Annotated in this window: 19 protein-coding genes; 11 read left to right on the top strand and 8 right to left on the bottom strand. The window is 59.7% G+C overall.

What is annotated here, in order from left to right; genetic code table 11:
* Positions 1 to 406 precede the first annotated feature (406 nt).
* The 5 genes from eat (at position 407) to GWQ29_RS16570 (ending at position 5,863) form a co-directional block, all read left to right on the top strand.
* Positions 407 to 1,792, top strand: a complete 1,386-nt coding sequence (gene eat, locus GWQ29_RS16590; protein ID WP_059111394.1) for an ethanolamine permease — start codon at positions 407 to 409, stop codon at positions 1,790 to 1,792.
* A gap of 78 nt (positions 1,793 to 1,870) precedes the next feature.
* Positions 1,871 to 3,262: an ethanolamine ammonia-lyase subunit EutB gene (locus tag GWQ29_RS16585; protein WP_219590408.1), complete on the top strand. Its 1,392-nt coding sequence runs from the start codon at positions 1,871 to 1,873 to the stop codon at positions 3,260 to 3,262.
* The gene (gene eutC / locus GWQ29_RS16580) at positions 3,262 to 4,119 is read left to right on the top strand and encodes an ethanolamine ammonia-lyase subunit EutC (RefSeq protein WP_275919874.1); all 858 of its coding nucleotides are present in this window, start codon (positions 3,262 to 3,264) and stop codon (positions 4,117 to 4,119) included. Before GWQ29_RS16585 ends, eutC begins: the two co-directional genes overlap by 1 nt.
* Before the next feature lie 158 nt (positions 4,120 to 4,277).
* Positions 4,278 to 5,177: a D-2-hydroxyacid dehydrogenase family protein gene (locus tag GWQ29_RS16575; protein WP_275919873.1), complete on the top strand. Its 900-nt coding sequence runs from the start codon at positions 4,278 to 4,280 to the stop codon at positions 5,175 to 5,177.
* 137 nt (positions 5,178 to 5,314) lie between these two features.
* Positions 5,315 to 5,863 carry a sugar O-acetyltransferase gene (locus GWQ29_RS16570; RefSeq protein WP_219599123.1) on the top strand — a complete coding sequence of 183 codons (549 nt, stop codon included), beginning with the start codon at positions 5,315 to 5,317 and terminating at the stop codon, positions 5,861 to 5,863.
* A 46-nt stretch (positions 5,864 to 5,909) separates the two neighbouring features.
* Here GWQ29_RS16570 and GWQ29_RS16565 read toward each other — a convergent pair whose 3' ends face one another.
* The 3 genes from GWQ29_RS16565 to GWQ29_RS16555 form a co-directional block, all read right to left on the bottom strand.
* Positions 5,910 to 6,965, bottom strand: a complete 1,056-nt coding sequence (locus GWQ29_RS16565) for a methyl-accepting chemotaxis protein (protein WP_265420899.1) — start codon at positions 6,963 to 6,965, stop codon at positions 5,910 to 5,912.
* A 499-nt stretch (positions 6,966 to 7,464) separates the two neighbouring features.
* The gene (locus tag GWQ29_RS16560; RefSeq protein WP_219597703.1) at positions 7,465 to 8,013 is read right to left on the bottom strand and encodes an NAD(P)H nitroreductase; all 549 of its coding nucleotides are present in this window, start codon (positions 8,011 to 8,013) and stop codon (positions 7,465 to 7,467) included.
* A 120-nt stretch (positions 8,014 to 8,133) separates the two neighbouring features.
* Positions 8,134 to 10,161 (bottom strand): NADPH-dependent 2,4-dienoyl-CoA reductase, encoded by a 2,028-nt coding sequence (locus tag GWQ29_RS16555; RefSeq protein WP_275919872.1) that lies wholly within the window; start codon positions 10,159 to 10,161, stop codon positions 8,134 to 8,136.
* Positions 10,162 to 10,381: 220 nt separating this feature from the next.
* Between GWQ29_RS16555 and sppA the strand changes: the two genes are divergently transcribed.
* Positions 10,382 to 12,226 carry a signal peptide peptidase SppA gene (gene sppA / locus GWQ29_RS16550; RefSeq protein WP_275919871.1) on the top strand — a complete coding sequence of 615 codons (1,845 nt, stop codon included), beginning with the start codon at positions 10,382 to 10,384 and terminating at the stop codon, positions 12,224 to 12,226.
* Positions 12,227 to 12,291: 65 nt separating this feature from the next.
* On the opposite strand, the gene GWQ29_RS16545 is transcribed toward sppA, so the two are convergent.
* Positions 12,292 to 12,849, bottom strand: a complete 558-nt coding sequence (locus GWQ29_RS16545; RefSeq protein ID WP_059111386.1) for an NUDIX domain-containing protein — start codon at positions 12,847 to 12,849, stop codon at positions 12,292 to 12,294.
* A 6-nt stretch (positions 12,850 to 12,855) separates the two neighbouring features.
* A complete protein-coding gene (locus GWQ29_RS16540) occupies positions 12,856 to 13,656 on the bottom strand; it encodes a DUF2989 domain-containing protein (RefSeq protein WP_111588433.1) in 801 nt (266 codons plus the stop codon).
* A 197-nt stretch (positions 13,657 to 13,853) separates the two neighbouring features.
* Between GWQ29_RS16540 and GWQ29_RS16535 the strand changes: the two genes are divergently transcribed.
* The gene (locus GWQ29_RS16535) at positions 13,854 to 15,287 is read left to right on the top strand and encodes a glyceraldehyde-3-phosphate dehydrogenase (protein WP_275919870.1); all 1,434 of its coding nucleotides are present in this window, start codon (positions 13,854 to 13,856) and stop codon (positions 15,285 to 15,287) included.
* Positions 15,288 to 15,372: 85 nt separating this feature from the next.
* On the top strand, positions 15,373 to 15,666 hold the full coding sequence (locus tag GWQ29_RS16530) for a DUF1315 family protein (protein ID WP_005317709.1): 294 nt from the start codon (positions 15,373 to 15,375) through the stop codon (positions 15,664 to 15,666).
* 262 nt (positions 15,667 to 15,928) lie between these two features.
* On the opposite strand, the gene ansA is transcribed toward GWQ29_RS16530, so the two are convergent.
* Complete coding sequence (ansA, locus tag GWQ29_RS16525) at positions 15,929 to 16,936, bottom strand: asparaginase (RefSeq protein ID WP_275919869.1); 1,008 nt, start codon at positions 16,934 to 16,936, stop codon at positions 15,929 to 15,931.
* A 444-nt stretch (positions 16,937 to 17,380) separates the two neighbouring features.
* Between ansA and gltS the strand changes: the two genes are divergently transcribed.
* Positions 17,381 to 18,580: a sodium/glutamate symporter gene (gene gltS, locus GWQ29_RS16520; protein WP_021138094.1), complete on the top strand. Its 1,200-nt coding sequence runs from the start codon at positions 17,381 to 17,383 to the stop codon at positions 18,578 to 18,580.
* An 88-nt stretch (positions 18,581 to 18,668) separates the two neighbouring features.
* Here gltS and GWQ29_RS16515 read toward each other — a convergent pair whose 3' ends face one another.
* Entirely contained in the window at positions 18,669 to 20,540 is a 1,872-nt protein-coding gene (locus tag GWQ29_RS16515) for a methyl-accepting chemotaxis protein (RefSeq protein ID WP_021138093.1), read from the bottom strand.
* A gap of 254 nt (positions 20,541 to 20,794) precedes the next feature.
* Between GWQ29_RS16515 and prfB the strand changes: the two genes are divergently transcribed.
* Both prfB and lysS read left to right on the top strand, forming a co-directional pair.
* Positions 20,795 to 21,893 (top strand): peptide chain release factor 2 gene (gene prfB, locus GWQ29_RS16510; RefSeq protein WP_096118696.1). Its coding sequence is split into 2 segments (ribosomal slippage): positions 20,795 to 20,869 and positions 20,871 to 21,893, totalling 1,098 coding nucleotides; the frame shifts between segments, so codons are not numbered across the junction.
* A gap of 22 nt (positions 21,894 to 21,915) precedes the next feature.
* Entirely contained in the window at positions 21,916 to 23,454 is a 1,539-nt protein-coding gene (lysS, locus tag GWQ29_RS16505; protein ID WP_021138091.1) for a lysine--tRNA ligase, read from the top strand.
* Positions 23,455 to 23,578: 124 nt separating this feature from the next.
* Here the strand turns inward: lysS and GWQ29_RS16500 are convergent, their stop codons facing one another.
* Positions 23,579 to 24,385 carry a PhzF family phenazine biosynthesis protein gene (locus GWQ29_RS16500; RefSeq protein ID WP_275919868.1) on the bottom strand — a complete coding sequence of 269 codons (807 nt, stop codon included), beginning with the start codon at positions 24,383 to 24,385 and terminating at the stop codon, positions 23,579 to 23,581.
* Between the last annotated feature and the right edge of the window lie 116 nt (positions 24,386 to 24,501).

Below are 24,501 nucleotides of genomic sequence, written 5' to 3'. Positions count from 1 at the left end.
TGTGCCTGCGCCCAGTGCGCCGGTTGAGTGAAGGGCATGTTAGAACCAGGGAAGAGAGCGATGAAAGGTTCAGATCACAGAATGGGAGAGAAGTTCAAAAAAATCCCCAAGCGACGCTTGGGGATTTATGTATAAGAGACAGCCGATGGGTGCCCTTGTTGTTTCCGCCATCCTCTCGTGTCTCCCCTGCTCACTGCCCCACATACAAGCAAAAAACCGGACTTCGGCCGAACAATCTGGTGCTGCTGCACCACAACAACGCAGCGGCCACATCTTGGCCCCAGACCATAAAACAGCTGTAACCATATGAATAAAAATGACTAAATAACCATATAACTGGATGGCATATCCTTTGCAATTTGCCTCTTCAGAGACTTTCACCATGAACGTCATATTGGAGAAGCGTATGCAGCAACAGGATTGTGCGAAACCGGAACTGAAACGAACCCTGGGGGCTTTTCACCTGTGGGGGATCGCCGTGGGACTGGTCATTTCGGGGGAATACTTTGGCTGGAGCTACGGCTGGGCGCAAGCAGGTACCATGGGCTTTCTGGTCACCTCCCTGCTGGTGGCCACCATGTACACCGCCTTTATCTTCAGTTTTACCGAGCTGACCACCTCAATTCCCCATGCGGGAGGCCCCTTTGCCTATGCCTACCGTGCCTTTGGTCCGGTCGGAGGATATATCGCAGGCTTTGCCACCCTGGTGGAATTTGTGTTCGCGCCGCCCGCCATCGCCATGGCGATCGGGGCCTACCTCAACGTCCAGTTTCCGGCCATAGACCCCAAGTGGGTGGCGGTGAGCGCCTATCTCATCTTCATGACCCTCAATCTGGTCGGAGTCGGTATCGCCGCTACCTTCGAGTTGCTGGTCACCCTGCTCGCCATTTTCGAACTGCTGGTCTTCATGGGAGTAGTAAGCCCGGGTTTCAGCGCCAGCAACTTCATGCTCAACGGCTGGGCAGGCCAGCAGGAGTTCAGCCTCGGCGCTCTCCCCGGTATCTTTGCCGCCATCCCGTTCGCCATCTGGTTCTTCCTCGCCATTGAAGGCGCTGCCATGGCGGCCGAAGAGGCCAAGGAGCCGAAGAAGACAATTCCGAAAGCCTTCATCGGTGGCATCCTGACCCTGGTCATGCTGGCCATGGGGGTCATGGTGTTCGCAGGCGGCGTCGGAGACTGGCGCCAGCTTGCCAACATCAATGATCCCCTGCCCCAGGCGATGAAAATGATAGTGGGCGAGAGCAGCGGCTGGCTGCACATGCTGGTCTGGCTGGGGCTGTTCGGCCTGATCGCCTCCTTCCACGGCATCATAATGGGCTACTCACGCCAGATCTTTGCCCTGGCCCGGGCCGGTTATCTGCCCGGAGCCCTGGCCTCGGTCAACCGCCGCTTCCAGACCCCACACTGGGCCATTCTGGCCGGTGGCGTTGTGGGGATCCTAGCGATCTTCTCCGACTCGCTGATCGTCATAGGCGGGCTATCCCTCACCGCCAACATAGTCACAATGGCGGTGTTTGGCGCCATTGTGATGTACATCATCTCGATGGCGGCCCTGTTCAAGCTGCGCCGCAGCGAACCGGCACTGGAGCGTCCATTCAGAGCCCCTCTCTATCCTTTTGCTCCGGCTCTCGCCTTGGGACTGGCAGTACTCTGTCTGGTCGCTATGGTCTATTACAACGGCTTGCTGGCGCTGATCTTTGGCGCCCTTATGCTGGCGGGCTATGCCTACTTCCGTCTGACCCATGATGAAGGGATTGCCGCCAGTGACGGTGAGCTGGTCAAGGCAAGCTGAACCAGGTCCTCTGTGCCCATCAGGAGCAAGGCCACGCGCTGGCCTTGTTTCCCCACCCTGCATCGACGAGAGAGCCCTATGTATCGCACCCAACTGTCACACCACGTCTATCAGTTTCCCGACCTTCGCACCCTGATGGCCAAGGCGACCCCTGCCCGCTCCGGTGACTATCTGGCCGGCGTGGCCGCCCACAGCGCCGAGGAACGTATGGCGGCCAGGATGGCGCTGGCAGACCTTCCGCTCAAAACCTTCCTCAATGAAGCGCTGATCCCTTACGAACAGGATGAGGTAACCCGCCTCATCATGGACAACCACGATCACGCCGCCTTCGCCCCCATCAGCCACTTGACGGTAGGGGATTTTCGCAACTGGCTGCTGTCTGAGACGGCCAACAGCCAGACCCTGGCACGCATAGCCCCCGGCATCACACCCGAGATGGCAGCCGCGGTCAGCAAGCTGATGCGCAATCAGGATCTGATCCTGGCCGCCAAGAAGTGCCGGGTCGTCACTGCCTTTCGCAACACCATAGGGTTGCCCGGCCACCTCAGCGTGCGGCTGCAACCCAACCATCCCACCGATGATCCTCAAGGGATAGCGGCAGCCATGCTGGACGGTCTGCTGTACGGCGCGGGAGATGCGGTGGTCGGCATCAATCCCGCCAGTGACAACTTGCCCGTACTGGCCAGCCTGAACCAGATGCTCGACGAAGTGATCCAGCGTTTCGCCATTCCGACCCAATCCTGCATCTTGACCCATGTCACCAACACCTTGCAGCTCATAGAGCGCAATGTGCCGGTAGACTTGGTGTTCCAGTCCATCGCCGGTACAGAGGCTGCCAACCGAGGATTTGGTATCGATCTGGCCCTATTGCAAGAGGCGTATGACGCTGCCCTCAGCCTGGGGCGTGGCACCCTTGGCAACAACGTCATGTATTTCGAGACGGGCCAGGGCAGTTGCCTCTCGGCCAATGCCCACCACGGACTGGATCAGCAGACCTGCGAGGCCAGAGCCTACGGGGTAGCTCGCCACTTCAAGCCGTTGCTGTGCAATACCGTGGTCGGTTTCATCGGACCGGAATACCTCTATGACGGCAAGCAGATCATCCGCGCCGGACTGGAAGATCACTTCTGCGGCAAACTGCTGGGGGTGCCGCTCGGCTGTGACGTCTGCTACACCAACCACGCAGAAGCGGATCAGGATGACATGGACACCCTGCTCACCTTGCTGGGCAACGCTGGCCTCACCTTCCTCATCGGCGTTCCCGGGGCGGACGACATCATGCTCAACTACCAGAGCACCTCGTTTCATGACGCTCTCTATATTCGCGAGCTGCTCGGCCTCAAGCACGCACCGGAATTTGCAGACTGGCTGGTGCGGATGCAACTCACCAACCCTGGCGGCCAACTGCTCGATGCCAGCCTGCGCCACCCTCTGTTAACGGCTTTTGGCCAAAGCGGCAAGGTGGCCTGATGAGCAAGGATCCCCATGACATGAGTGACATAGTTCACCTCAATCCCTGGCTGGAACTCAAACGCTACACCTCGGCCCGCATAGCGCTGGGGCGCACCGGGGTCAGCCTGCCCACAGAGGCACTGCTGGCGTTTGGTCTGGCCCATGCACAGGCTAGAGATGCGGTGCACCAGCCCCTAGAAGTGGCCGCCCTGACCAAAGCGCTGCACGCCACAGGACACAAAGTCCTGACGGTGCACAGCGCCGCCACCAGCCGGAAAGAGTATTTGCGTCGCCCGGATCTGGGCCGACGGCTGAACGATGCCAGCCGCCTCCTGCTGAGCCAGCTCCCGCAAACAGAGGCCGAGCTCGCCCCCCTGGAGTATCAGACCCGGCAGGCTGAAGCCGATCTCGTCATCATGCTGGGTGATGGACTCTCCTCCACCGCCCTGCATCAGAATGCCCTGCCCTTTATCGAGGCACTGCAACCCCATCTCAGGCGCCTTGGGTTGGCCTGTGCCCCTCTGGTGATCGCCAGCCAGGCCAGAGTGGCACTGGGAGATGAGGTAGGGGAACTGCTAAGGGCCCGGGCCGTACTGGTGATGATTGGCGAGCGCCCCGGCCTCTCCTCCCCCGACAGTCTGGGGCTCTACCTGACCTGGCAACCCAGAGTCGGATGCATGGATTCACAGCGCAACTGCATCTCCAACGTACGTCCCGCCGGGCTCGATTTCCCCCAGGCGGCTCACAAGCTGGCCTGGTTGCTGGAGCAGGCCTTCAACCGCCGCTTGACCGGGGTTGCCCTCAAGGATGAGAGCGGCGAGCTGGCCAGCCTGATCGAACACGACGCCCCGCTTCCCCCTTGCCGTCCAGCATGACAACGGGGCGGCCAGCCCGGTCCGCCCCATCACCAATTCCAAACTGAACCACTTGAATCTGCAATGAAAACTGGGCATCGTCTCGCCTGCCCCCGCCAAGAAGCCAAGGGGCGCGCCTCTCCCCCTCAGGACAATTGCTTGATACACAAGAGGAACGGATGAAGATTGCCATTCTGGATGACTATCAGGATCAGGTTCGTCACCTGCCCTGCTTTGCCTTGCTGGCGGGTCATGACGTTACCATCCTCAACCAGAGCGAACCCGGTACAGCGCGCCTCGCCGCCATGTTGGAGGGAGTAGAAGCACTGGTGCTGATCCGCGAGCGTACTCGTATCGATGAACAGCTGCTGATGCGGCTTCCCACCCTCAAACTCATCAGCCAGACCGGCAAAATCAGCCAGCATATCGACCCGGCACTGTGCCAGCGGTACGGAGTCGCAGTTGCCGAAGGGGTAGGCAGCCCCATTGCACCTGCAGAACTCTGCTGGGCACTTATAATGGCAGCCTCCCGCCATATTCCGGCTTACACTCGCGAGTTGACCAAGGGCCAGTGGCAGCAATCGGGCTCACTCGGCCTGGGACGCACCCTGTACGGTCTGACGCTCGGTATCTGGGGCTACGGCAAGATAGGTCAGCGCATTGCCCGTTACGGCAATGCATTCGGTATGTCTGTGCTGGTATGGGGTAGCGAATCTTCTCGTCAGCGGGCGACACAGGATGGATTCGACGCCGCCCCCAACAAGACAGCGTTTTTCCAACGTGCCGATGTCTTGTCCCTGCATCTGCGGCTCAACGAGCTCACTCGAGCCTGCGTCACCCGTGCCGACCTGGCTCGAATGAAGGCAGACTCTTTGCTGGTCAATACCAGCCGGGCCGAGCTCATTGAATCTGGCGCACTCCATGCGGTGCTCAGTGCAAATCCCACCCGGCGAGCGGCACTGGATGTGTTCGATAGCGAGCCCGCCAACCTGGATAACGAACCTCTCCTGGCTTTGCCCAACGTGCTGGCCTTTGCCGAGGGCAGGCCACAACACCTGGTGATGCCGGCTCTGGGCTGAGGCTCACTCTTATCCCGCTGACAAAGCAGTAATATATGCCTCTGTCAGTGCGCTTGCTGCAGGTGGACAGGTCTGCACTGGAGGTGCTGCGCTTGCCACCCAAATCGCCTCATGCCAACCATAGAGCAGGAATCCCCATGACCGAATATCAGAAGATGATCAGTAGCCAGCCCTATAACTGCATGGCGCCGGAGCTGGATGTCCTGCGCCGTGAGACGGCGCGCCGCTATCGCGGCTTCAATCGGGCGGAAGAGGAGGATGAACAGCTGGCGCTGTTGCAGGAGATAATCGGCGAGCTGGCGGAGAACGCCTTTATCTGCCCGCCGTTTTACTGCACCTATGGCCGTCATATCAGCCTGGGGGCGGGATCATACGTCAACATGGGGGCCACGTTTCTGGACAACGCACCGATCCGCATCGGCGCCAACGTCATGATAGGGCCGAACGTGCAGATCTACACAGCTGCCCACGCGCTGGCCGCCGATGAGCGCATCCAGGGGGTGGAGACGGCGCTGCCGGTGACCATAGAAGACAAAGTCTGGATTGGCGGCGGCGCCATACTGCTGCCCGGTGTCACCATCGGGCGGGAAGCCATCGTCGGCGCGGGGGCCGTCGTCACCAAAGACGTGCCTGCCGGCGCCCGGGTAGTGGGCAACCCGGCGCGGATCCTGCCTGTCAGCCGCTGAGACGCCCCGTGCTCATGCAAGCAAGCGCGGACCCTGACGCACGGGCTCAGGCACTTCCCAGCAAGCGGTCGATGCAGTACACCACCTGCATGCTGGCGCTTTCCATTGTCTTGAGCTGCTCGACCATCTCCTTGATATTGCCCTGCTGGCGAGCATGAAGCGCTGCTTTGCCACTCTCGTGTACCCGTTTGTGTGGCCCATCCAGCTCGCGAAACCCGGGCTCCTGGGCAAAGAGCTCGGCGCCTTGTCCCTCGAAATACCACCTTCCCAGCCGACACTCGGTATGACCATTGACCGGTTCATGGAAGTGCTGCTGATCAATAAGGCGATAGATGGTGTTCTTCCAGACCGCATGATCGAGCTTGGTAGTATTTAGGAAAGAGGTGGTGGCAGCACTGTGGATCACCTGTTGCATCCTGCCGGATTGAGCCAGCACCTGGGCCACGACTGCATCGATCTGGGAAGAGGAGGTCGCCACTTCGGCGGCGCTGGCCTGATTGTCATCGATGATGAGCTTGATATCCTGCGCCTGGCCGACGATCTGTTTGACCAGCCCCTCAATCTGGCGACTGGCTTCGTGAGCCTTGCTGGCCAATTGCCGCACCTCGTCGGCCACGACGGCAAAGCCGCGGCCAGCTTCCCCGGCTCGGGCTGCTTCTATAGCCGCGTTGAGGGCCAGCAGATTAGTCTGTTCCGAAATACCCTGTATGGCCGCAACAAACTGGTTGATGGCCGACGTGGTGGCATCGAGCTGGTTGACTGCCTTGAGGCTACGCTCGGCTTCACCTGTGATGGCATGGGCCCGCTCGGAGAGGCGGCCGATGGCACTGCGGGTCTGGGCGAACAGTTGATCCAGCTCCGAGAGCGCGCTCTTCTCTTCCATCAGATGTTCGGCACTGCCCGCCAGCGCTTCACGCACGCTCTGCAGCATCTCGCCCCCCTTGTTCTGGCACGAGATCACCTGGTTGAAGAGGTCACTACTCTCCCTGCTATTGCGCTGCATCTGCTCATACTCACCTATGGTGGCGCGCAGCTCGGCCAGCGCCTGCTGGTGTTGCTCCTCCTTGAGACTCAGGGCCTCCCGCAGCTGCTGATTTTCCATTTTTAGTTTGCTGTTGAACCACATAAAGCCTCCGGCTGGCAAGAAATGCAGAGTGGGCTACCTCAATGGGAATAACCCACTCTCTTGTTATTATCTGCAAGCGAAGCGGGATCCTGACCCCGATTTTATAAGGAAAAGCGTGAACCTTGATCGCGATCCAAATCTCAATTGGAGCCAAAAAAAATCTTGCCCATAAAAATAAAGCCCAATGTCATGAAGACGTTGGGCTGTAAAAAGGTGCTACGGAATTGCGACTCTCATCGCAGAAAATTAGAAGGGGTCACCTTCTAAACTGGCACAGGGATATTAACGAGGCGCAAACGTTTTACATAGCGTAATCAACCAGGATTGAGAACAGCCTCTCACTATTTAAAAAATTCTCTGCCAAGCCCCGTCCCCCTCTTGGCAAGTATTTATTTATCAGTACAGCCTCAGATTCGTGAACGCGCGAGATAAAAAAGCCCTGAAAAGTCAGGGCTTTGTCTGAAATTCAAGCAGCTTAGAAGCGGCGAACAAACTCGCCTGGCGGCAGTTCGCGCAACTTGCGCGCCTCCAGCATGGGGGTGCCGAGGTAGAGAAAGCCCACCAGTTGATCCTCCGGTGCCAGTGCCAGCCCCTTGTTGATCAACTCATCGAAGATGAACCAGCCGGATCGCCAGATGCCGTTGAAGCCCTGGGCTTGCGCCGCCATCTGCATCGCCATCAGGGCGCAACCGGCGGAGAGCTCCTGCTCCAGTTTCGGCACCTTGGGGTGGGCCTGATAACGGGTGGCAACGGCCACCAGCAAGGGAGCGCGCAGCGGCGCCTCCTGGCACTTCTTGATGCTCTCTTCATCTTCGCCACGGGCACGGGCCGCCTCGGCCAGCAGAGCCCCCAGCCGCTCACGCCCCTCCCCTTCAAACAGGATGAACTGCCAGGGAGTCAGGGTGCCGTGATCCGGCGCGCGCAAGCCCGCCTTGAGGATATTGTCGAGCACCTCACCGCTGGGGGCGGGAGTGGTCAGGCGGCCACAGGAGTGGCGGTTGAGCAGCAAAGTGAGGGCATCCATGGGCAAATCCTTGTCAGGGGCTGTGATGGCGCTACCTTAGCACAGCGCACAATGAAGAAAACCCCTGAGCCTCAGGGGTTTATCGCAATATCAGACCGATAGCGGGCCAGGGCGGAGCAACTAGATAACGGCGGCCAGCTCGGCCCCCTGGCGGATCGCCCGCTTGGCATCCAGCTCGGCGGCCACGTCGGCGCCACCTATGATGTGCACCGGCTTGCCTGCCACCTGCAAACCAGCCTGCAGCTCCTTGAGAGGCTCCTGGCCTGCACAGATGATCACCTGATCCACCGGCAGGCACTGTTTGGCTTCACCTATCTGGATATGCAAGCCTTCATCGTCGATGCCAAGGTACTGGACGCCGGAAAGCATCTGTACCTTGCGGTTCTTGAGCACGGTTCTGTGGATCCAGCCGGTGGTCTTGCCCAGACCGTCACCCACCTTGCTCTCCTTGCGCTGGAGCAGCCAGATCTGGCGTTCGGGGGCGTCGATCTCCGGCGTGATCAGGCCACCGCGCTCGCCAAGCTGCTTGTCGATGCCCCACTCCTTGAGCCAGTGATCGCGATGTCCGTCTGTACCGCAATCAGCCTTCTTCTCCACAAGGTATTCGGCCACATCGAAGCCGATGCCACCGGCACCGATCACCGCCACCTTCTGGCCGACCGGTTTGTGATCCCGCAGCACGTCGATGTAATTGAGCACCTTGGGATGCTCTATGCCTGGTATGTTCGGGGTACGCGGGCGTATGCCGGTGGCGAGGATCACTTCGTCAAAGCCGCCGCCGAGCAAACTCTCGGCGCTCTGGCGCTGGCCGAGGTAGAGCTCGACGCCGCACTTCTCCAGCCGTCTGGCAAAATAACGAAGAGTCTCGTGAAACTCCTCCTTGCCCGGGATCTGCTTGGCAAAGTTGAACTGACCACCAATCTCGCTCGCCTGATCGAACAGGCTCACCTGATGGCCGCGCTCGGCGGCGTAACAGGCGAACGCCAGCCCGGCCGGACCCGCCCCCACCACCGCCAGCTTCTTGGGCTGGGGCACGCGGCCAAACGTCAGCTCGGTCTCGAAACAGGCGCGGGGATTGACCAGGCAGGAGGCGCGTTTTTGCTTGAACACGTGATCCAGGCAGGCCTGGTTGCAGGCGATGCAGGTGTTGATCTCGTCCGCCCGGTTCTCGGCAGCCTTGATGACAAATTCAGGGTCAGCCAGGAAGGGACGCGCCATGGAGACCATATCCGCTTCTCCCTGGGCTAATATGCGCTCGGCCACTTCCGGGGTATTGATCCGGTTGGTGGTGATGAGCGGCACTGTGAGGTGCTTTTTCAGCTCGGCGGTCACCCAGCTGAAGGCACCGCGCGGCACGCTGGTGGCTATGGTTGGAATGCGCGCCTCGTGCCAGCCAATGCCGGTGTTGATCAGGGTCACGCCGACCTGCTCCAGCGCCTTGCCAAGGGCTACCACCTCCTCCAGCGTCGACCCCTGCTCCACCAGATCCAGCATGGAGAGGCGGAAGATGATGATGAAATCCGTGCCGACCCGCTCGCGGATGGCCCGCACTATCTCCACCGGAAAACGCATCCGGTTTTCATTGCTGCCACCCCAGCCATCGGTGCGTTTGTTGGTGCGCTCGCAGATGAACTGGTTGATGAGATAGCCTTCCGACCCCATCACTTCGACGCCGTCGTAACCGGCCGCCCTGGCCAGCTGCGCGGTGGAGGCAAAGTCACGAATGGTACCGCGGATTTGCCGCTCGCTCATGGCGCGCGGCTTGAAGGGGGATATGGGCGCCTTGAGGGCGCTCGGCGCCAGACTGAAGGGATGGTAGGCATAGCGGCCGGCATGGAGGATCTGCAGCGCTATCTTGCCCCCCTCCTGATGCACCGCCTGAGTCACCTTCTTGTGCTTGGCGACTTGCCAGGGGAAGCTCAGCTGTGAGCCGTGGGGCACCAGCCGCCCACGCAGATTGGGGGCTATGCCACCAGTGACGATGAGGCCGACACCGCCACGGGCGCGCTCGGCATAGAAGGCGGCCAGCTTGTCAAAGCCACCCTTCTCCTCTTCAAGGCCGGTATGCATGGAACCCATCAGTACCCGGTTCTTCAACTGGGTAAACCCGAGGTCAAGGGGCGTCAGCAACGTAGGATAAAGGCTCACAATGCCTCCAGTTAATTTTTTGTTATCAAATTGCAGCTAGAGTAAAGAATCAAAAATGCTTTTTCAAACAAATGTTTGGACATTTTTTCGGCGAACAGGCGTATCCCGAAGCAAGAGAAGGCGATCGCACCATGATCGGACCGAAGCGGAAATGGCAATTCACCGGCCAACTGGTTAATAATGACCCTTCTCTACCCATTAACAGGGCGATAACGCGACTATGTCTATTTTCAAAGGTCTGGGTTGGCTGTTTCGCAGTCTCTGGCGCCTGCTCAACTTCACCCGGCTGATGCTGGTCAATCTGCTGTTTCTCATTCTGGTGCTGGTCATCATCTTTAGCTTCAGCCAAAAAGAGGCACCACAGGCGCCCATCGAAGGGGCCCTGACTCTCAATCTCAACGGCGTACTGGTGGAACAGCGCTCCCAGACAGATCCCACAGTACAGTTGCTGCGACAGATGGACAGCAGCGACGACCAACCGAGCGAGATCGTCCTCTCCGATCTGCTTTGGGCCATTCGCAGCGCAAAAGATGACGATCGCATCAAGGCGCTGGTGATCAAGCCACAAGGGCTGCAGGGCACCAGCTTGTCCAAGCTGCAGGAAGTGGCTGGCGCCATCGACTCCTTCCGGGAGAGTGGCAAACCTGTCATCGCCATGGCCGACTACTACAACCAGGGTCAGTATCTGCTGGCCGCTCACGCCGATCATGTGCTGCTCAACCAGAGCGGCGCCGTGCTGATCGAGGGGCTCGGCGTCTACCAGACCTACTTCAAGTCGGCGCTGGAGAAGCTCAACATCACCCCTCACGTGTTCAAGGTCGGTACCTACAAATCCTTCGTCGAACCTTATACCCGCAATGATATGTCACCCGAAAGCAAAGAGGCGAACCAGCGCTGGCTGGATCAGCTGTGGCAATCCTATGTGGCAGACGTGGCCGAGCAGCGGGAGATAGAACCCGAGGCCGTCGCCCCAAGCAAAGATCGTTTCCTCGAGCTGCTGCGCAAGGCCGGCGGCAACGCTGCCAGCTACGCCCTCGACAACGGTCTGGTGGATCAGCTCGCCACCCGTGACGAGATGACCCAGGCAGTCATCAAGGAAGTGGGTGAAAGCAAGGATCACGGCTGGAAAGGGGTTGGCCTGAAAGAGTACCTGGCGGCGGCACCCGAGCAATATCCCCAGAGTGGCAAGGATGAGGTGGGCCTCATTGTTGCCAGCGGTGCCATCATGGATGGCGTGCAGTCGGCCGGTACCATAGGTGGCGACAGCCTGTCGGATCTGCTGGCCGATGCCCGCCGTGACGACAAGGTGAAAGCCGTGGTGCTGCGGGTCGACAGCCCGGGTGGCAGCGCCTTCGCCGCCGAGCAGATCCGCGCCGAACTGCTGGCGCTGAAACAGTCCGGCAAACCGGTGGTGATCTCCATGGGGAGCTACGCTGCCTCGGGTGGCTACTGGATCTCCGCCGATGCGGACAAGATCTTCGCCTCCCCTACCACCCTCACCGGCTCCATAGGGGTGTTCGGCATGTTCGCCACCATCGACAAGGCGCTCTCCCAATACGGGGTGCACACGGATGGGGTGGGCACCACGGATTACGTTGGAGTCGGCCTGACCCGCGCCCTGCCTGATCACGTCGGGCAAGCCATTCAGCTGAGTGTGGAAGATACCTATCAGCGCTTCGTCGGTCTGGTGAGCAAGGGCCGTGGCCTGAGCCCGCAAGAGGCGGAAAAAGCCGCCGAAGGCCGGGTCTGGACCGGCCAGGATGCCAAGGCGCTGGGTCTGGTGGATGAATTCGGTAATCAGGAGGACGCCATCAAGGCGGCGGCCACCCTTGCCAACCTCAAGGAGTGGCAGGTCACCCCCATAGAAAAAGAGGAGTCAGCCAAAGACAAGTTCCTGCGCCAGCTGTTCGACAGCAGCGCCGAGGCACTGGCCCCGCACCTGCAAAGCTGGTTGCCGGCCGGATTTGGCAAGGCGTTGGTGGAGGTGAACCGCGGCCTGGATCCGCTGACCCGCTTCAACGACCCCCAAGGCACCTATGCCTTCTGCCCTGTATGTGTGCAGTAATCGGACACTCGCAATAAAAAAAACGCCTTCGGGCGTTTTTTTGCATCTGGCTCAAGGGACCTGATTCACACCAGCAGGCCGGACTCGTGCCAATGATGCAACTCGGCTAGTACCCGGGTCTCCCGCGCCGTCCACTGGGGACAAGGACCCGCCAGCTGGGTCTTGTTGGTTTGCAGCGCATCATCCAGCTCGAACCAGCCAGGGGTGAAACCTAGCCGTACCTCGTAGGGCTGGGGGCGAGGTTCACTCCACCCCTCACCGACACGACACAGGTAATAGAAAGAGCGGATGCAATAGGCGTCATAGTCGGCCTCCCGGGCGGCGCGGTACTCCCGCGTCTGGCCGAGCAGGGCGCCGACCTCCACCAGCTCGGCACCACACTCTTCCCGCAGCTCGCGAGCCAGGGCAGTGCCGTGGCACTCCCCTTCTTCAATGCCGCCACCGGGAAACATGAGATCGCCGTTGACCCGGGAGTGCACCAACAACAGCCGGTCGCCACGCAGGACTATGGCCCTGACTGTCACGCGCTCCAGCCTGCGGCCATCAATGGCCACCTGGCCGTGCTTCAGCTGGATGTCGAAGGGATGAGGCCAGTCACTGGCCAGTTGTTTTATCTGGTTCATCAGGGATCAGGGACGATAAGTCCCGCTTTTTAGCTGCTCGACTATGGTGGCGGCCTGACTGTCCCAGGCCTCCTGATCTGCCTTGCTCAACGCATGATAAAGGCCCAAACGCTTGGCCGAAACGTCGGGCGTATCCTGAAACGACTCGCTCACCTTGCCCCACAGATACGCCAGACCGTACTCCTTCTGGCCCATGTAGAGGGTGCTCAGAGAGGTGAGGATCCGGCTGTTGACCTTGTCCCCTTCTCCATAGAGGGAGAGGGCATGGTGCATGAGAGTGATGGCTTTCTGTGGGGCACTCTTGGCATACATGCCCCCCAGTGCCAGCTGCAGCTCGGGCTCTTTGAGTACTGGCTGCCCCTCCAGCGCCATGAATTGCTCACGGGCCTGCTCGTTGATGTTGTTGGTCCAGTGCCAGAGCAGCAGGTAGGGATCCTGCGAGTTGCGGGTCGCCGCATCGAGCTCGGTAAGCTGATCACCGGCCGCCAGCATGCCTTCCACTCTGGGGCTCTTCTGCTCCCTCGCCGTCTTGTACTCTATGTTGGTCGACCGCTCCGCACACTTGAGATAACGCTCCAGATTGCGCATCAGCTCGTACTTGCGCCTGTCCGTCCCCTCTTCTTGCAGATAGAAGCGGCTGCGGATGATGTCGGTCCGCTCGTAGCGGCACCAGCCATCGTCCACCAGGTCCTGACACAGCTCGGGATGATTGGCACAGATGTTGTGGATCCTGTCATCGTTGCAGGCCATCAGAGTCAGGCCGCAGGAGAGGCCGAGCAGTACGGAACGCAGTGGAAAAGGGGTCATAGTTCACATCTGGTTGGTAACAATGGGAGCCTTGTGCAGCCACCTCTGGCTAGCAAACCGGCTACATATCCATTACAATGCGCGCGCCGTATAAGGCCGCGATTGCAGAATGATATAACGAAATATACACCCCTACACTGATCTGCATTCGACGAATTTCTATTTGCCCCAACAACGTGAAATAAAGGATCTGGTTAATGACCCACGAGCACTACTTGCAGGCGTGGCAGGAGAGCCAGGAGCTCGCCGAAGCCATGCAACCCTTGATAGGTCGCCTCTACCGACAACAAGGGATCGAGATCACCCTCTACGGACGCCCGCTGCAAAACGCCTCCACCATCGATATCCTCAAAGCCCACAGGGTCGTCCGCCGTCATCAGGGCACCCCGCTTCCGATCCAGCAAAGCTTCCCCCTGCTCCAGGCCATCCTGGCCTTGAACCCCACCGCCGCCGAGATCGATCTTGGCAAGCTGGCCGTCGGCTACTGGCAGGATCACCAGGACGAAGCAGGCATTGACGATTACCTGCGGGCCAAGTTGGCACCAGCACTGGGGCGGAGTGACATCCCGCAACCGACGGACGTGGTGCTCTACGGTTTTGGTCGTATCGGTCGCCTGCTGGCCCGCCTGCTCATAGAGCGTACCGGCGCCGCCAACTCACTGCGTCTGCGAGCCATAGTGGTGCGTGGTGGCCGTGAGGGAGATCTGGAGAAACGCGCCAGTCTGCTGCGCCGTGACTCGGTACATGGCCCCTTCAACGGCTCCATCGAGGTGGACAGTGATCGCAGTGCCATCATCGCCAACGGCACCTTCATTCAGGTGATCTACGCCAACAGTCCGAGCGACATCGACTACACGGCATACAACATTCACAATGCACTCATCGTCGACAACACGGGTGTCTGGCGCGACGAAGCCGGTTTGAGCGAACACTTGAAGGCGCGCGGCGCCGCCCGTGTGCTGCTGACGGCGCCGGGCAAGGGCGACATGAAGAACGTGGTGTTCGGGGTCAATCATGAAGTGATCGGGCCAGATGACAAGATCATCTCTGCCGCCTCTTGTACCACCAACGCCATCACACCTGTGCTCAAGGTGATGCAGGACAAGTACGGCATCCGCCACGGCCACGTGGAGACGGTCCACTCCTACACCAACGATCAGAACCTGATAGACAACTATCACAAGGGCGAGCGTCGCGGTCGCAGCGCAGCCCTCAACATGGTAATGACCAGCACGGGGGCAGCCAAGGCGGTGGCCAAGGCACTGCCGGAGCTCAAAGGCAAGCTGACCGGCAACGCCATTCGGGTGCCCACCCCCAACGTGTCGCTGGCCATCATCAACCTCTCCCTGGAGCAAAGCACAGACAGGGAGAGTCTCAATGTCTATCTGCAACAGATGGCGCTAAGCTCGGCCCTGCATCGCCAGATCGATTTCAGCGCCAGCACTGAGCTGGTCTCCTCCGACATGGTGGGTTCCCGCTTCGCAGGCATAGTGGATTCCCAGGCCACCATCGCCGAGGAAGATCACTGCGTCCTCTACGTATGGTATGACAACGAGTTCGGGTACAGTTGTCAGGTAGTGCGGGTGATGGAGCAGATGGCTGGCGTAGTCCGCCAGGATCTGCCTGCATAGACCAATAGGGTCTACCTGCATAGCCCGCCAGGATCTACCCGTCTAAGAACCTGGGTTCATGGCTCAATTTTCAAGGAGAAGCCGGATGTCGTTTCAACAGGGTGAGTTTCAACAGGCCATCAGACAGATGCCCAAAGAAGTGTACGAGCGGCTCAAGACAGCGGTCGAGCTGGGCAAATGGCCCGATGGCAAACCCCTGAGCGACGAGCAGAAGGCCACCTCCCTGCAGGCCGTGATGGCCTGGCAGGCGATGCACCTCGACAATCCCGAGCACATGAACATAGGCCGGGACGGCGAGATAGTGATGAAGAGCAAGAGCGAGCTCAAGCGTCAGTACCGTGACGAGGAAGAGATAGTGCGGATCGACCTCAGTCACTGAGGCAGGCCGCCCATCCAGTGCCGCGACCGGATACGGCAAACAGCAAAGAGGGGAGCCATAGTGGCTCCCCTCTTTTTTCCTCTCCCCCCTCATGATGAGGAGGCCAGAAGCTGTTCACGACCTGTCGCGAGAAGGCGTCAGCAAGGTGAAGAGCAGCGCAGGAACCGGAGTGTATAGGCATACATGAGCCCTCTTGTTCACAAACAAGCGAGCAGCACATGAGCCTTGATCACGGCTTCGCAGCAAGATCGTGGACAGTTTCTCAGGGCGTCAGCTCGCCGCGCAGGGACTGTTGCATCAGCTCGCGGATGCGGGGTGCAGGCAAGTCCAGGCTCAGCAGGAAGTGCAGCTTGGTGAGCGCCGCCTCGGCAGTCATGTCAAACCCCGAGATAACCCCGGCACGGGAGAGCGCATTGCCGGTGGCATAGCCCCCCATGTTGACCTTGCCGTGCAGGCACTGACTCAAGTTGACTATGATGACGCCGCGGGTAGATGCCTCGGAGAGCAGCGCCAGCATGGCCGGATTCTGCGGCGCATTGCCCACGCCAAACGAGAGCAGGATCAGCGCCTTCACCGGCTGCTGCAATATGTTGGCGATCACCTCGCTGGAGATGCCCGGATAAAGGGTCACCACGCCGATGGGCTGCGGGGTAATGTCGTGCAGCACCAGCGGACGATCGGACGGCTCCCCCAGCTCACCCGCTTCCAGCGAGATGGCGATACCGGCATTGAGCAGTGGCGGATAGTTGGGGGAGTCGAAGGCGTGGAAGCCATCGGCGTGCACCTTCTTGCTGCGGTTGCCACGATAGAGCTGGTTGTTGAAAAACAGCGTCACCTCGTGGATCGGGTAGTTGGCAGCGATATAGAGGGCATTGAGCAGGTTCTGCTGACCATCGGAGCGCAGCTCGGCGAGCGGGATCTGGGAGCCGGTGATGATGACCGGCTTGTGCAGATCTTCGAGCATGAAGGAGAGCGCAGAGGCGGTGAACGACATTGTGTCTGTGCCGTGCAGGATCACGAAACCGTCGTATTTCTCATAATTGTCTTTAATATCCTCAGCGATCCGCTGCCAGTCCGCAGGCGTCATGTCGGAGGAGTCGATAAGGGGGTCATATTCGTGGATATGGTAATCCGGCATCTCGGGTCGATGAAACTCGGGCATCCGCGCCAGACAGTCTTCCATAAAGCCCGCCATCGGCACATAACCGTGGTCGGAACGCTGCATTCCTATGGTACCGCCCGTGTAAGCAATGTAGATGGACTTCTTCACACCCTCTCCTCTTGATGGACCGGCAACCGGCAAATTAATAAAGGAATAAACCGACGACTTCACACCTGACCGGTTTCCTCTTGTGGGCTGGAAACCGGCGAATTATAGAGACTGGCGCCCCAAATGACAGCCGCGAAATAGCAGATCCCGCCCATAATATGACGCCCATCCCAACAGTGTTAAATGTTGCAACAAACACACACCAAGGCTACTTATATGACAAATATGGATTTAAGTGGTGTTTTTTGCTACTATCCGGCGGATTTTTCGTAAATCTCATCTGGATGCCTGATCAATTCAGGCCCGCATCGATCCCATTTCTGCATGGGACCGGGGCTTGCAGCCCCTTCTTTGTTGGCACCTGAGCCACCCTGATTTTTATCCCGGCTGAATCTCTGAGTCTTCATCAGCGAAAGACACAGCCAATCAACATGGGAGTACTGAATGTTACAACTTGATTCCTACGCCACCCTGGTCGCAGCCACTCTGGTGTTGCTGTTCGGCCGTGTGCTGGTGACCCGCGTCGGGTTGCTGCGCACCTTCAACATCCCCAAACCGGTTGCCGGCGGCCTGGTGGTCGCCCTGGTGTTGCTGTTGCTGCGCTCCACCCTGCAGGTGGAACTGCAATTTGATACCAGCCTGCAAACTCCGCTGATGCTGGCCTTCTTCGCCTCCATCGGTCTCTCCGCCGATCTTGCCAGCCTCAAGCGCGGCGGCAAGGCGGTGATCACCTTCCTGATGGTGGTGACCGGCCTGCTGCTGGTGCAAAACAGCCTGGGGGTGGGTCTGGCGACCCTGCTCGGTCTGGACCCGCACATGGGACTGCTGGCCGGTTCCATTACCCTCTCCGGCGGCCACGGTACCGGTGCGGCCTGGAGCGCCACCTTCTCCGAGAAGTACGGGGTGCAATCCGCCGCCGAGCTTGCCATCGCCTGTGCCACCTTCGGCCTGGTACTGGGGGGCCTGATCGGTGGCCCGGTAGCACGCTATCTGGTGAAAAAAGTGCAGGTGCCCGGCGAGGAGCACAACAAGGACGACGCACCACGGGGCTTCGAGATGCCCGACATGGAACGTCCGCTCACCACCTTCAGCCTGATCGAGACCCTGGCACTGATCGCCATCAGCCTGAAAGGGGGCGAAATGCTCTCCGCCTACCTCAAGGGTGGCGCCTTCGAGCTGCCGGTCTTCGTCTGCGTGCTGTTTGTCGGCGTGCTGCTGCGCAACCTGCTGACCCTGCTGAACTGGCACGAAGTGAGCGATCGGGAAGTCTCTTTGCTCGGCAACGTCAGTCTGTCGCTGTTCCTGGCCATGGCGCTGATGAGCCTGAAGCTGTGGGATCTGGCGAGTCTGGCTCTGCCCATCTTTATTTTGCTGGTCGCCCAGACGCTGGCGATGGCGCTCTACGCCATCTTCGTCACCTTCAGGGTTATGGGCAGCAACTATGACGCGGCCGTGCTGGCGGCAGGCCACTGCGGCTTCGGCCTGGGGGCCACCCCGACCGCCATTGCCAACATGCAGGCCATTACCCAGCGCTTCGGCCCGTCCCACCTGGCGTTTCTGGTGGTGCCCATGGTGGGTGCCTTCTTCATCGACATCATCAACGCCATGGTGATCAAGTTGTTTATGGCCATGCCTTTCCTGTAAGCACGCCACAACCACAAAATAAAAGCCCCGCACTCTGCCGAGTGCGGGGCTTTTTCATTTCAGCCCGGACAGGCTGCAACCCTGAGTCTTACAGGATAAAGGTCGACACCTGCTGGTTCAGGTCGGTAGCACGACCCTTGAGGCGATGGGCCTGATCCAGATCGCGCATGGCGGCGGCAGTGATCTCGTCACTCACATCCTTGATGGCGGTGGTGTTCTGGGTGATCTCGCCAGTCACCTGGGTCTGCTCCTCGGCGGCGGTGGCGATCTGACCCGCCATGTCGGAGATAAGCGAGACGGCCTGGGTGATCTCTTCCAGCGCGGCAGCGGCGGCATCGGCGTCTTTCACGCTGTTGTCGGCCAGGCCCTGGCTGGTCTGCATCAGGCTGACCGCACGGGCAGTGGTCTGTTGCAGCGTCTCGATAGTGGACTGGATCTCCTGGGTGGAATCCTGGGTACGACGGGACAGCACTCGTACTTCGTCTGCCACAACGGCGAAACCACGACCCTGTTCACCGGCACGAGCCGCTTCGATGGCCGCGTTCAACGCCAGCAGGTTGGTCTGCTCGGCAATGCCCTGAATGGTGGAGAGTATGCCGGAAATGGCCTGGGCGTGACGGCTCAACTCGCCGATCACTGCGGTCGCCTGCCCCACCTCTTCGGCCAGACCGTTGATGGACTGGCGGGTCTGGTTCACCAGCATCTTGCCCTGTTCACTGCTCTGGGCGGATTGCTGGGCAGCAGCGGCCGTGTTCTCGGCGTTGCCGGCGATCTCCATGGTGGCGCTCGCCATCTCGGTGACGGCAGTGGCAACCATGGTCACTTCCTGTTGCTGGCGCTGCAGCTCGTCCACCGAGGCCTGGTTGGTCACCAGACTGCGCTCGGCGTCGGCGTTCAGCTCGTTGGCCAGCTTGCGGATGTTGGCGATCAGCTGATGCTGACTGCCGACGAAACGGTTGAAGCTGTTGGCCAGCTGGCCCACTTCGTCGTTGGCGTCGATCTTGATGCGCTGGGTCAAATCACCGTTACCGTCGGCGATGCGGGCCAGGGCCTGGGAGACCTTGGTGAGCGGGCCGAGCAGCAGGCTGACCAGCCAGGATATGGCGAGAATGCTGCCCACCAGCACCAGCAGGGCCAGACCGAGCTGGGTCATCAGCAAGGAGGAGAGCGGCGCTTCCAGGGTAGCCTTGTCCAGCACCAGCACCAGTTCCCAGTCGGTATCCGGGATGTCTACTGCCATCAGCAGCTTGTCACGGCCTTCGCTGTCAAAATAGGCAGGGATCAGGGTATTGCCAGCCTTGCTCTGATCGATGAGGGCATTGGTCAGATCGTTGTCGATCTCGGTGGCCGGCTTCATCGCCTTGGCCGCGTCCTTGTACGCGATGACGGTACCATCCTTGTGCATCATGATGGCAAAACCGTCGGCGGGCAGCTTCATCTTGGTGATGTCTTCTACCAGGGATGCGATGGAGAGGTCACCACCGACCACGCCGCCCTGAGCCGGTTGGGCCAGCGTCACCACCATGATGTTGTAGGCAACGTCCAGATAGGGCTTGGTCACAATGAGGCCGCCCTTGCTCATGGCTTCCTGATACCAGCCACGGGAGCGCGGATCATAACCGCTACGGTTGATGGAAGGATCCGAGTCGTTCATCTTGCCATTACCCTCACCGAAGTAGGTGAGCTGGAAGCGACCCGACACTTGCGCCTGTTGCAGGGCATTGAGGGGTTCTGCACTGGCCTTGTTGCCAAGGGCCTGGATCACGTCGCGACGGGCAGAGAGCCAGTCACTGACGCTGGCGGCCTGCTGGCTGCCCAATCGTTGCACCTGTTCCTGACTGCCTTGCAGCAACAGGGACTTCTGGCTGGTATAGCTCTGCCAGGAGAGCAGCAGGATCACCAATGACAAGGCGATCACCACCGACAAGAGTATCTTCTGCTTGAGTGATAGGTTTTTCATCATGATTTCTTCTTATGAGGTCAGGAACCGGATTTCCCAAAAGAGTGCACAGCACTGCGTAGTTATTAGCGACCCGGCAGGCGAAAACTGAACCTGCAAATGAGTCTGCGGACGATATTTTCCACCGAGTTGGGGAAAACTGCACCAGAAATTGACTACCGGATGCGCACAAGAAGAGGCGACCCTGTTTATTCCTTCCACAATTGGCTAGAATATCCCGTTTTTAAATCACATCGACCCCGAGAGTTTTCACGATGTTTGAAGTCAATCCTGTATTAAACAAACTTAAGGAGCTGTCTGAGAGGACAGAGCTTCTTAGGGGGTACCTTTGACTATGACGCCAAGAAAGAGCGTCTAGAAGAGGTCAACGCCGAGCTGGAACAGCCGGACGTATGGAATGAGCCCGAGCGCGCACAAGCGCTGGGCAAGGAGCGCGTCTCCCTGGAGAACGTGGTCGGCACCATTGACACCCTGACCCAGGGTGCCGAAGACGTCGAGATGCTGGTGAGCCTGGCGGTGGAAGGGGAAGACGAAGATACCTTCAACGAAGCCGTGGCCGAAGCCGATGTACTTGAAACCAAGCTGGTGGACCTCGAATTCCGTCGCATGTTCTCCGGTCAGCACGACGGCTCCGATTGCTACATCGACATCCAGTCCGGCTCAGGTGGTACCGAAGCCCAGGATTGGGCCAACATGGTGCTGCGCATGTACCTGCGCTGGGGCGATGCCCACGGTTACAAGCCGGAGCTTATCGAGCTCTCTGACGGCGACGTGGCCGGCATCAAGTCCGCCACCGTCAAGTTCACCGGCGAGTATGCCTTCGGCTGGTTGCGTACCGAAACCGGCGTCCACCGTCTGGTTCGCAAATCACCGTTCGACTCCGGTGGCCGTCGCCACACCTCATTCTGTTCCGTATTCGTCTATCCCGAGATCGATGATGACATCGACATCGAGATCAACCCGGCCGACCTGCGGATCGACGTCTACCGCGCTTCCGGCGCCGGTGGTCAGCACGTCAACCGGACCGAATCCGCGGTACGTATCACCCACATCCCGACCGGTGTCGTGGTACAGTGCCAGAACGATCGTTCCCAGCACAAAAACAAAGATCAGTGTATGAAGCAGCTGAAAGCCAAGCTCTACGAGCTGGAAATTCAGAAGCAGAACGCTGAGAAGCAAGCCCTCGAAGAGACCAAGTCCGATATCGGCTGGGGCAGCCAGATCCGTTCCTATGTGCTGGATGATGCACGCATCAAGGATCTGCGCACCGGCGTCGAAACCCGCAATACCCAAGCGGTACTCGACGGCGACCTGGACAAGTTTATCGAAGCTAGCCTGAAATCAGGCCTGTAAAAACAGAACAGCAGGAATCACCATGTCTGAACAAACCACAACTCCGGAAGTCGACCACACTCTCGAACTGAACAACGAGATGACGGAGCGTCGTTCCAAGCTGGCCGCCTTGCGCGCCCAGGGCAACCCCTTCCCCAACGACTTCCGTCGTGACAGCCTTTCTGGCGATCTGCATGCCGAATTTGGCGACAAGAGCGCCGAAGAGCTGGTGGCCTTGGGTAAACAGGTGAAGATTGCCGGTCGCATCATGACCCGCCGGATCATGGGCAAGGCGTCTTTCGCCACCCTGCAGGACATGGCTGGCAAGATCCAGATCTACGTGACCCGTGACGATCTGCCGGAAGGCTTCTACAACGAGCAGTTCAAGAAGTGGGATCTGGGTGACATAGTCGGCGTGGAAGGGACCCTGTTCCGTACCAACACAGGTGAACTCTCGGTACACGTCTCCACCATCCGCCTGCTGACCAAGGCACTGCGTCCGCTGCCCGAGAAGCACAAGGGCCTGACCGACCAGGAAGCACGCTGCCGCCAGCGTTACCTGGACCTGATCGCCAACGAAGAGTCCCGCAAGACCTTCATGATCCGCACCAAAGTGGTTGCCGGCATCCGCAAGTTCTTCAACGACAAGCGCTTCATGGAAGTGGAAACCCCCATGATGCAGGTCATCCCGGGTGGCGCCTCCGCGCGTCCGTTCGTCACTCACCACAATGCGCTGGATATCGACATGTACCTGCGTATCGCCCCCGAGCTTTACCTGAAGCGTCTGGTGGTCGGTGGTTTCGAGCGCGTGTACGAGATCAACCGCAACTTCCGTAACGAAGGTATCTCGGTGCGTCACAACCCCGAGTTCACCATGATCGAGTTCTACATGGCCTATGCCGACTACATCGATCTGATGGACCTGACCGAGGAGCTGCTGCGTACCCTGGCCCAGGACATTCTGGGTGACACCAAGATCCGTTACGCCAAAGAGGGCGAAGAGGGCCTGACCATCGATTTCGGTCAGCCGTTCCAGCGCCTCACCATGGTGGACTCCATCCTGAAGTTCAACCCGGATGTGACCCCGGCGGATCTGGCTACCCTGGAGAGCGCCAAGGCGGTTGCCAAGCGTCTGCACATCGAGCTGATGAAGGGCTGGGAGCTGGGCCACGTGATCACCGCCATCTTCGAAGAGACGGTAGAGCACATGCTGCTGCAACCCACCTTCATCACCGAGTACCCGGCAGCCGTTTCTCCGCTGGCGCGCCGCAACGACGTGAACCCGGACGTGACAGACCGCTTCGAATTCTTCATCGGTGGCCGCGAACTGGCCAACGGCTTCTCCGAGCTGAACGATGCGGAAGACCAGGCCAAGCGCTTCCAGGATCAGGTGAACCAGAAAGAAGCCGGTGACGACGAAGCCATGTTCTACGACGCCGACTTCGTGACCGCGCTGGAACACGGCCTGCCGCCCACTGCCGGTCAGGGTATCGGTATCGACCGTCTGGTGATGCTGTTCACCAACAGCCACACCATCCGTGACGTCATCCTGTTCCCGGCCCTGCGCCCGCAACAGAAATAAGCTCAGAGTGCAGGCCAGACCTGTGACTCGATGGCAACGAAACGCCCCGCAACTGCGAGGCGTTTTTTATGGCGAACATTATGGCGAACATTATGGCGACCATAGAGGGGCACACACTTGTACCTTACAGGGTGGATGGCAGCAGCCACTCTCCCTGCCAGAGGGTCAATGCCTGACCCGACATCAAGACGCGATCCCCTTGCAGGACAAGCTTCAGCTCCCCACAGCGCGCCGAGATCTGGCGAGCCCGCAGCTCTCTCTTGCCCAGTCGCTCGGCCCAGAAGGACACCAGAGCGCAGTGGTTGGAACCGGTGACGGGATCCTCATCCACCCCGACCCAGGGAGCGAAATAGCGGGAGACGAAGTCATCGCCAGCACGGCTGGACGGGGCCGTCACCATCAGCCCCCGCCCTGGCAGGGCGCGCAGGGCATGAAAATCCGGTACTAGCCCCCTCACCTCCTCTTCGCTTTCAAGCTCCAGCAGGAACTTGGCCCCGGCCGCCAGGGTCTGCCGCGGCGTACAGCCGAGCGCAGCCCCGTAAGCCGGGTCCAGCACCAGTGGTGTGAGCGGGATCCGCGGGAAGTCGAGCTGGATCCATTCCCCCTCGCGCCGGGCCAGCAAGACGCCGCTGCGGGTCTCGAAACGGATGACCTCCTGAGGGGCCACTTCCCCCGTCTGCCACAGCACGTGGGCGGCGGCGAGCGTGCCGTGACCACAGAGATCCACCTCGACCTGAGGGGTAAACCAGCGTAGCTGATAGCACGCCACCCCTGCCGGTGTGAGAAAGGCGGTCTCCGACAGGTTGAACTCGGCCGCCATGGCCTGCAGTCGCGCATCAGGCTGGGCCGGCCCCAGCACCACCACGGCCGGGTTGCCGCCAAAGGGCTGCTGGCTGAAGGCATTGACATGAAACAGTCTGATAGTCGGCATTCGTTTTTCCTGTGACGTCACGACGGGGCTCATTCTTCGCCGTTTATACCATGAAACAGGGCACAGCCCGAGCAGGCTCAAGACAGGATCCCCTGGGGTTTTAATGCATTAATAGA

Source organism: Aeromonas sp. 2HA2, from assembly GCF_029237345.1.
Taxonomy (GTDB): Bacteria; Pseudomonadota; Gammaproteobacteria; order Enterobacterales; family Aeromonadaceae; genus Aeromonas; species Aeromonas salmonicida.
This window is presented reverse-complemented; position numbering and strand designations above follow the sequence as displayed.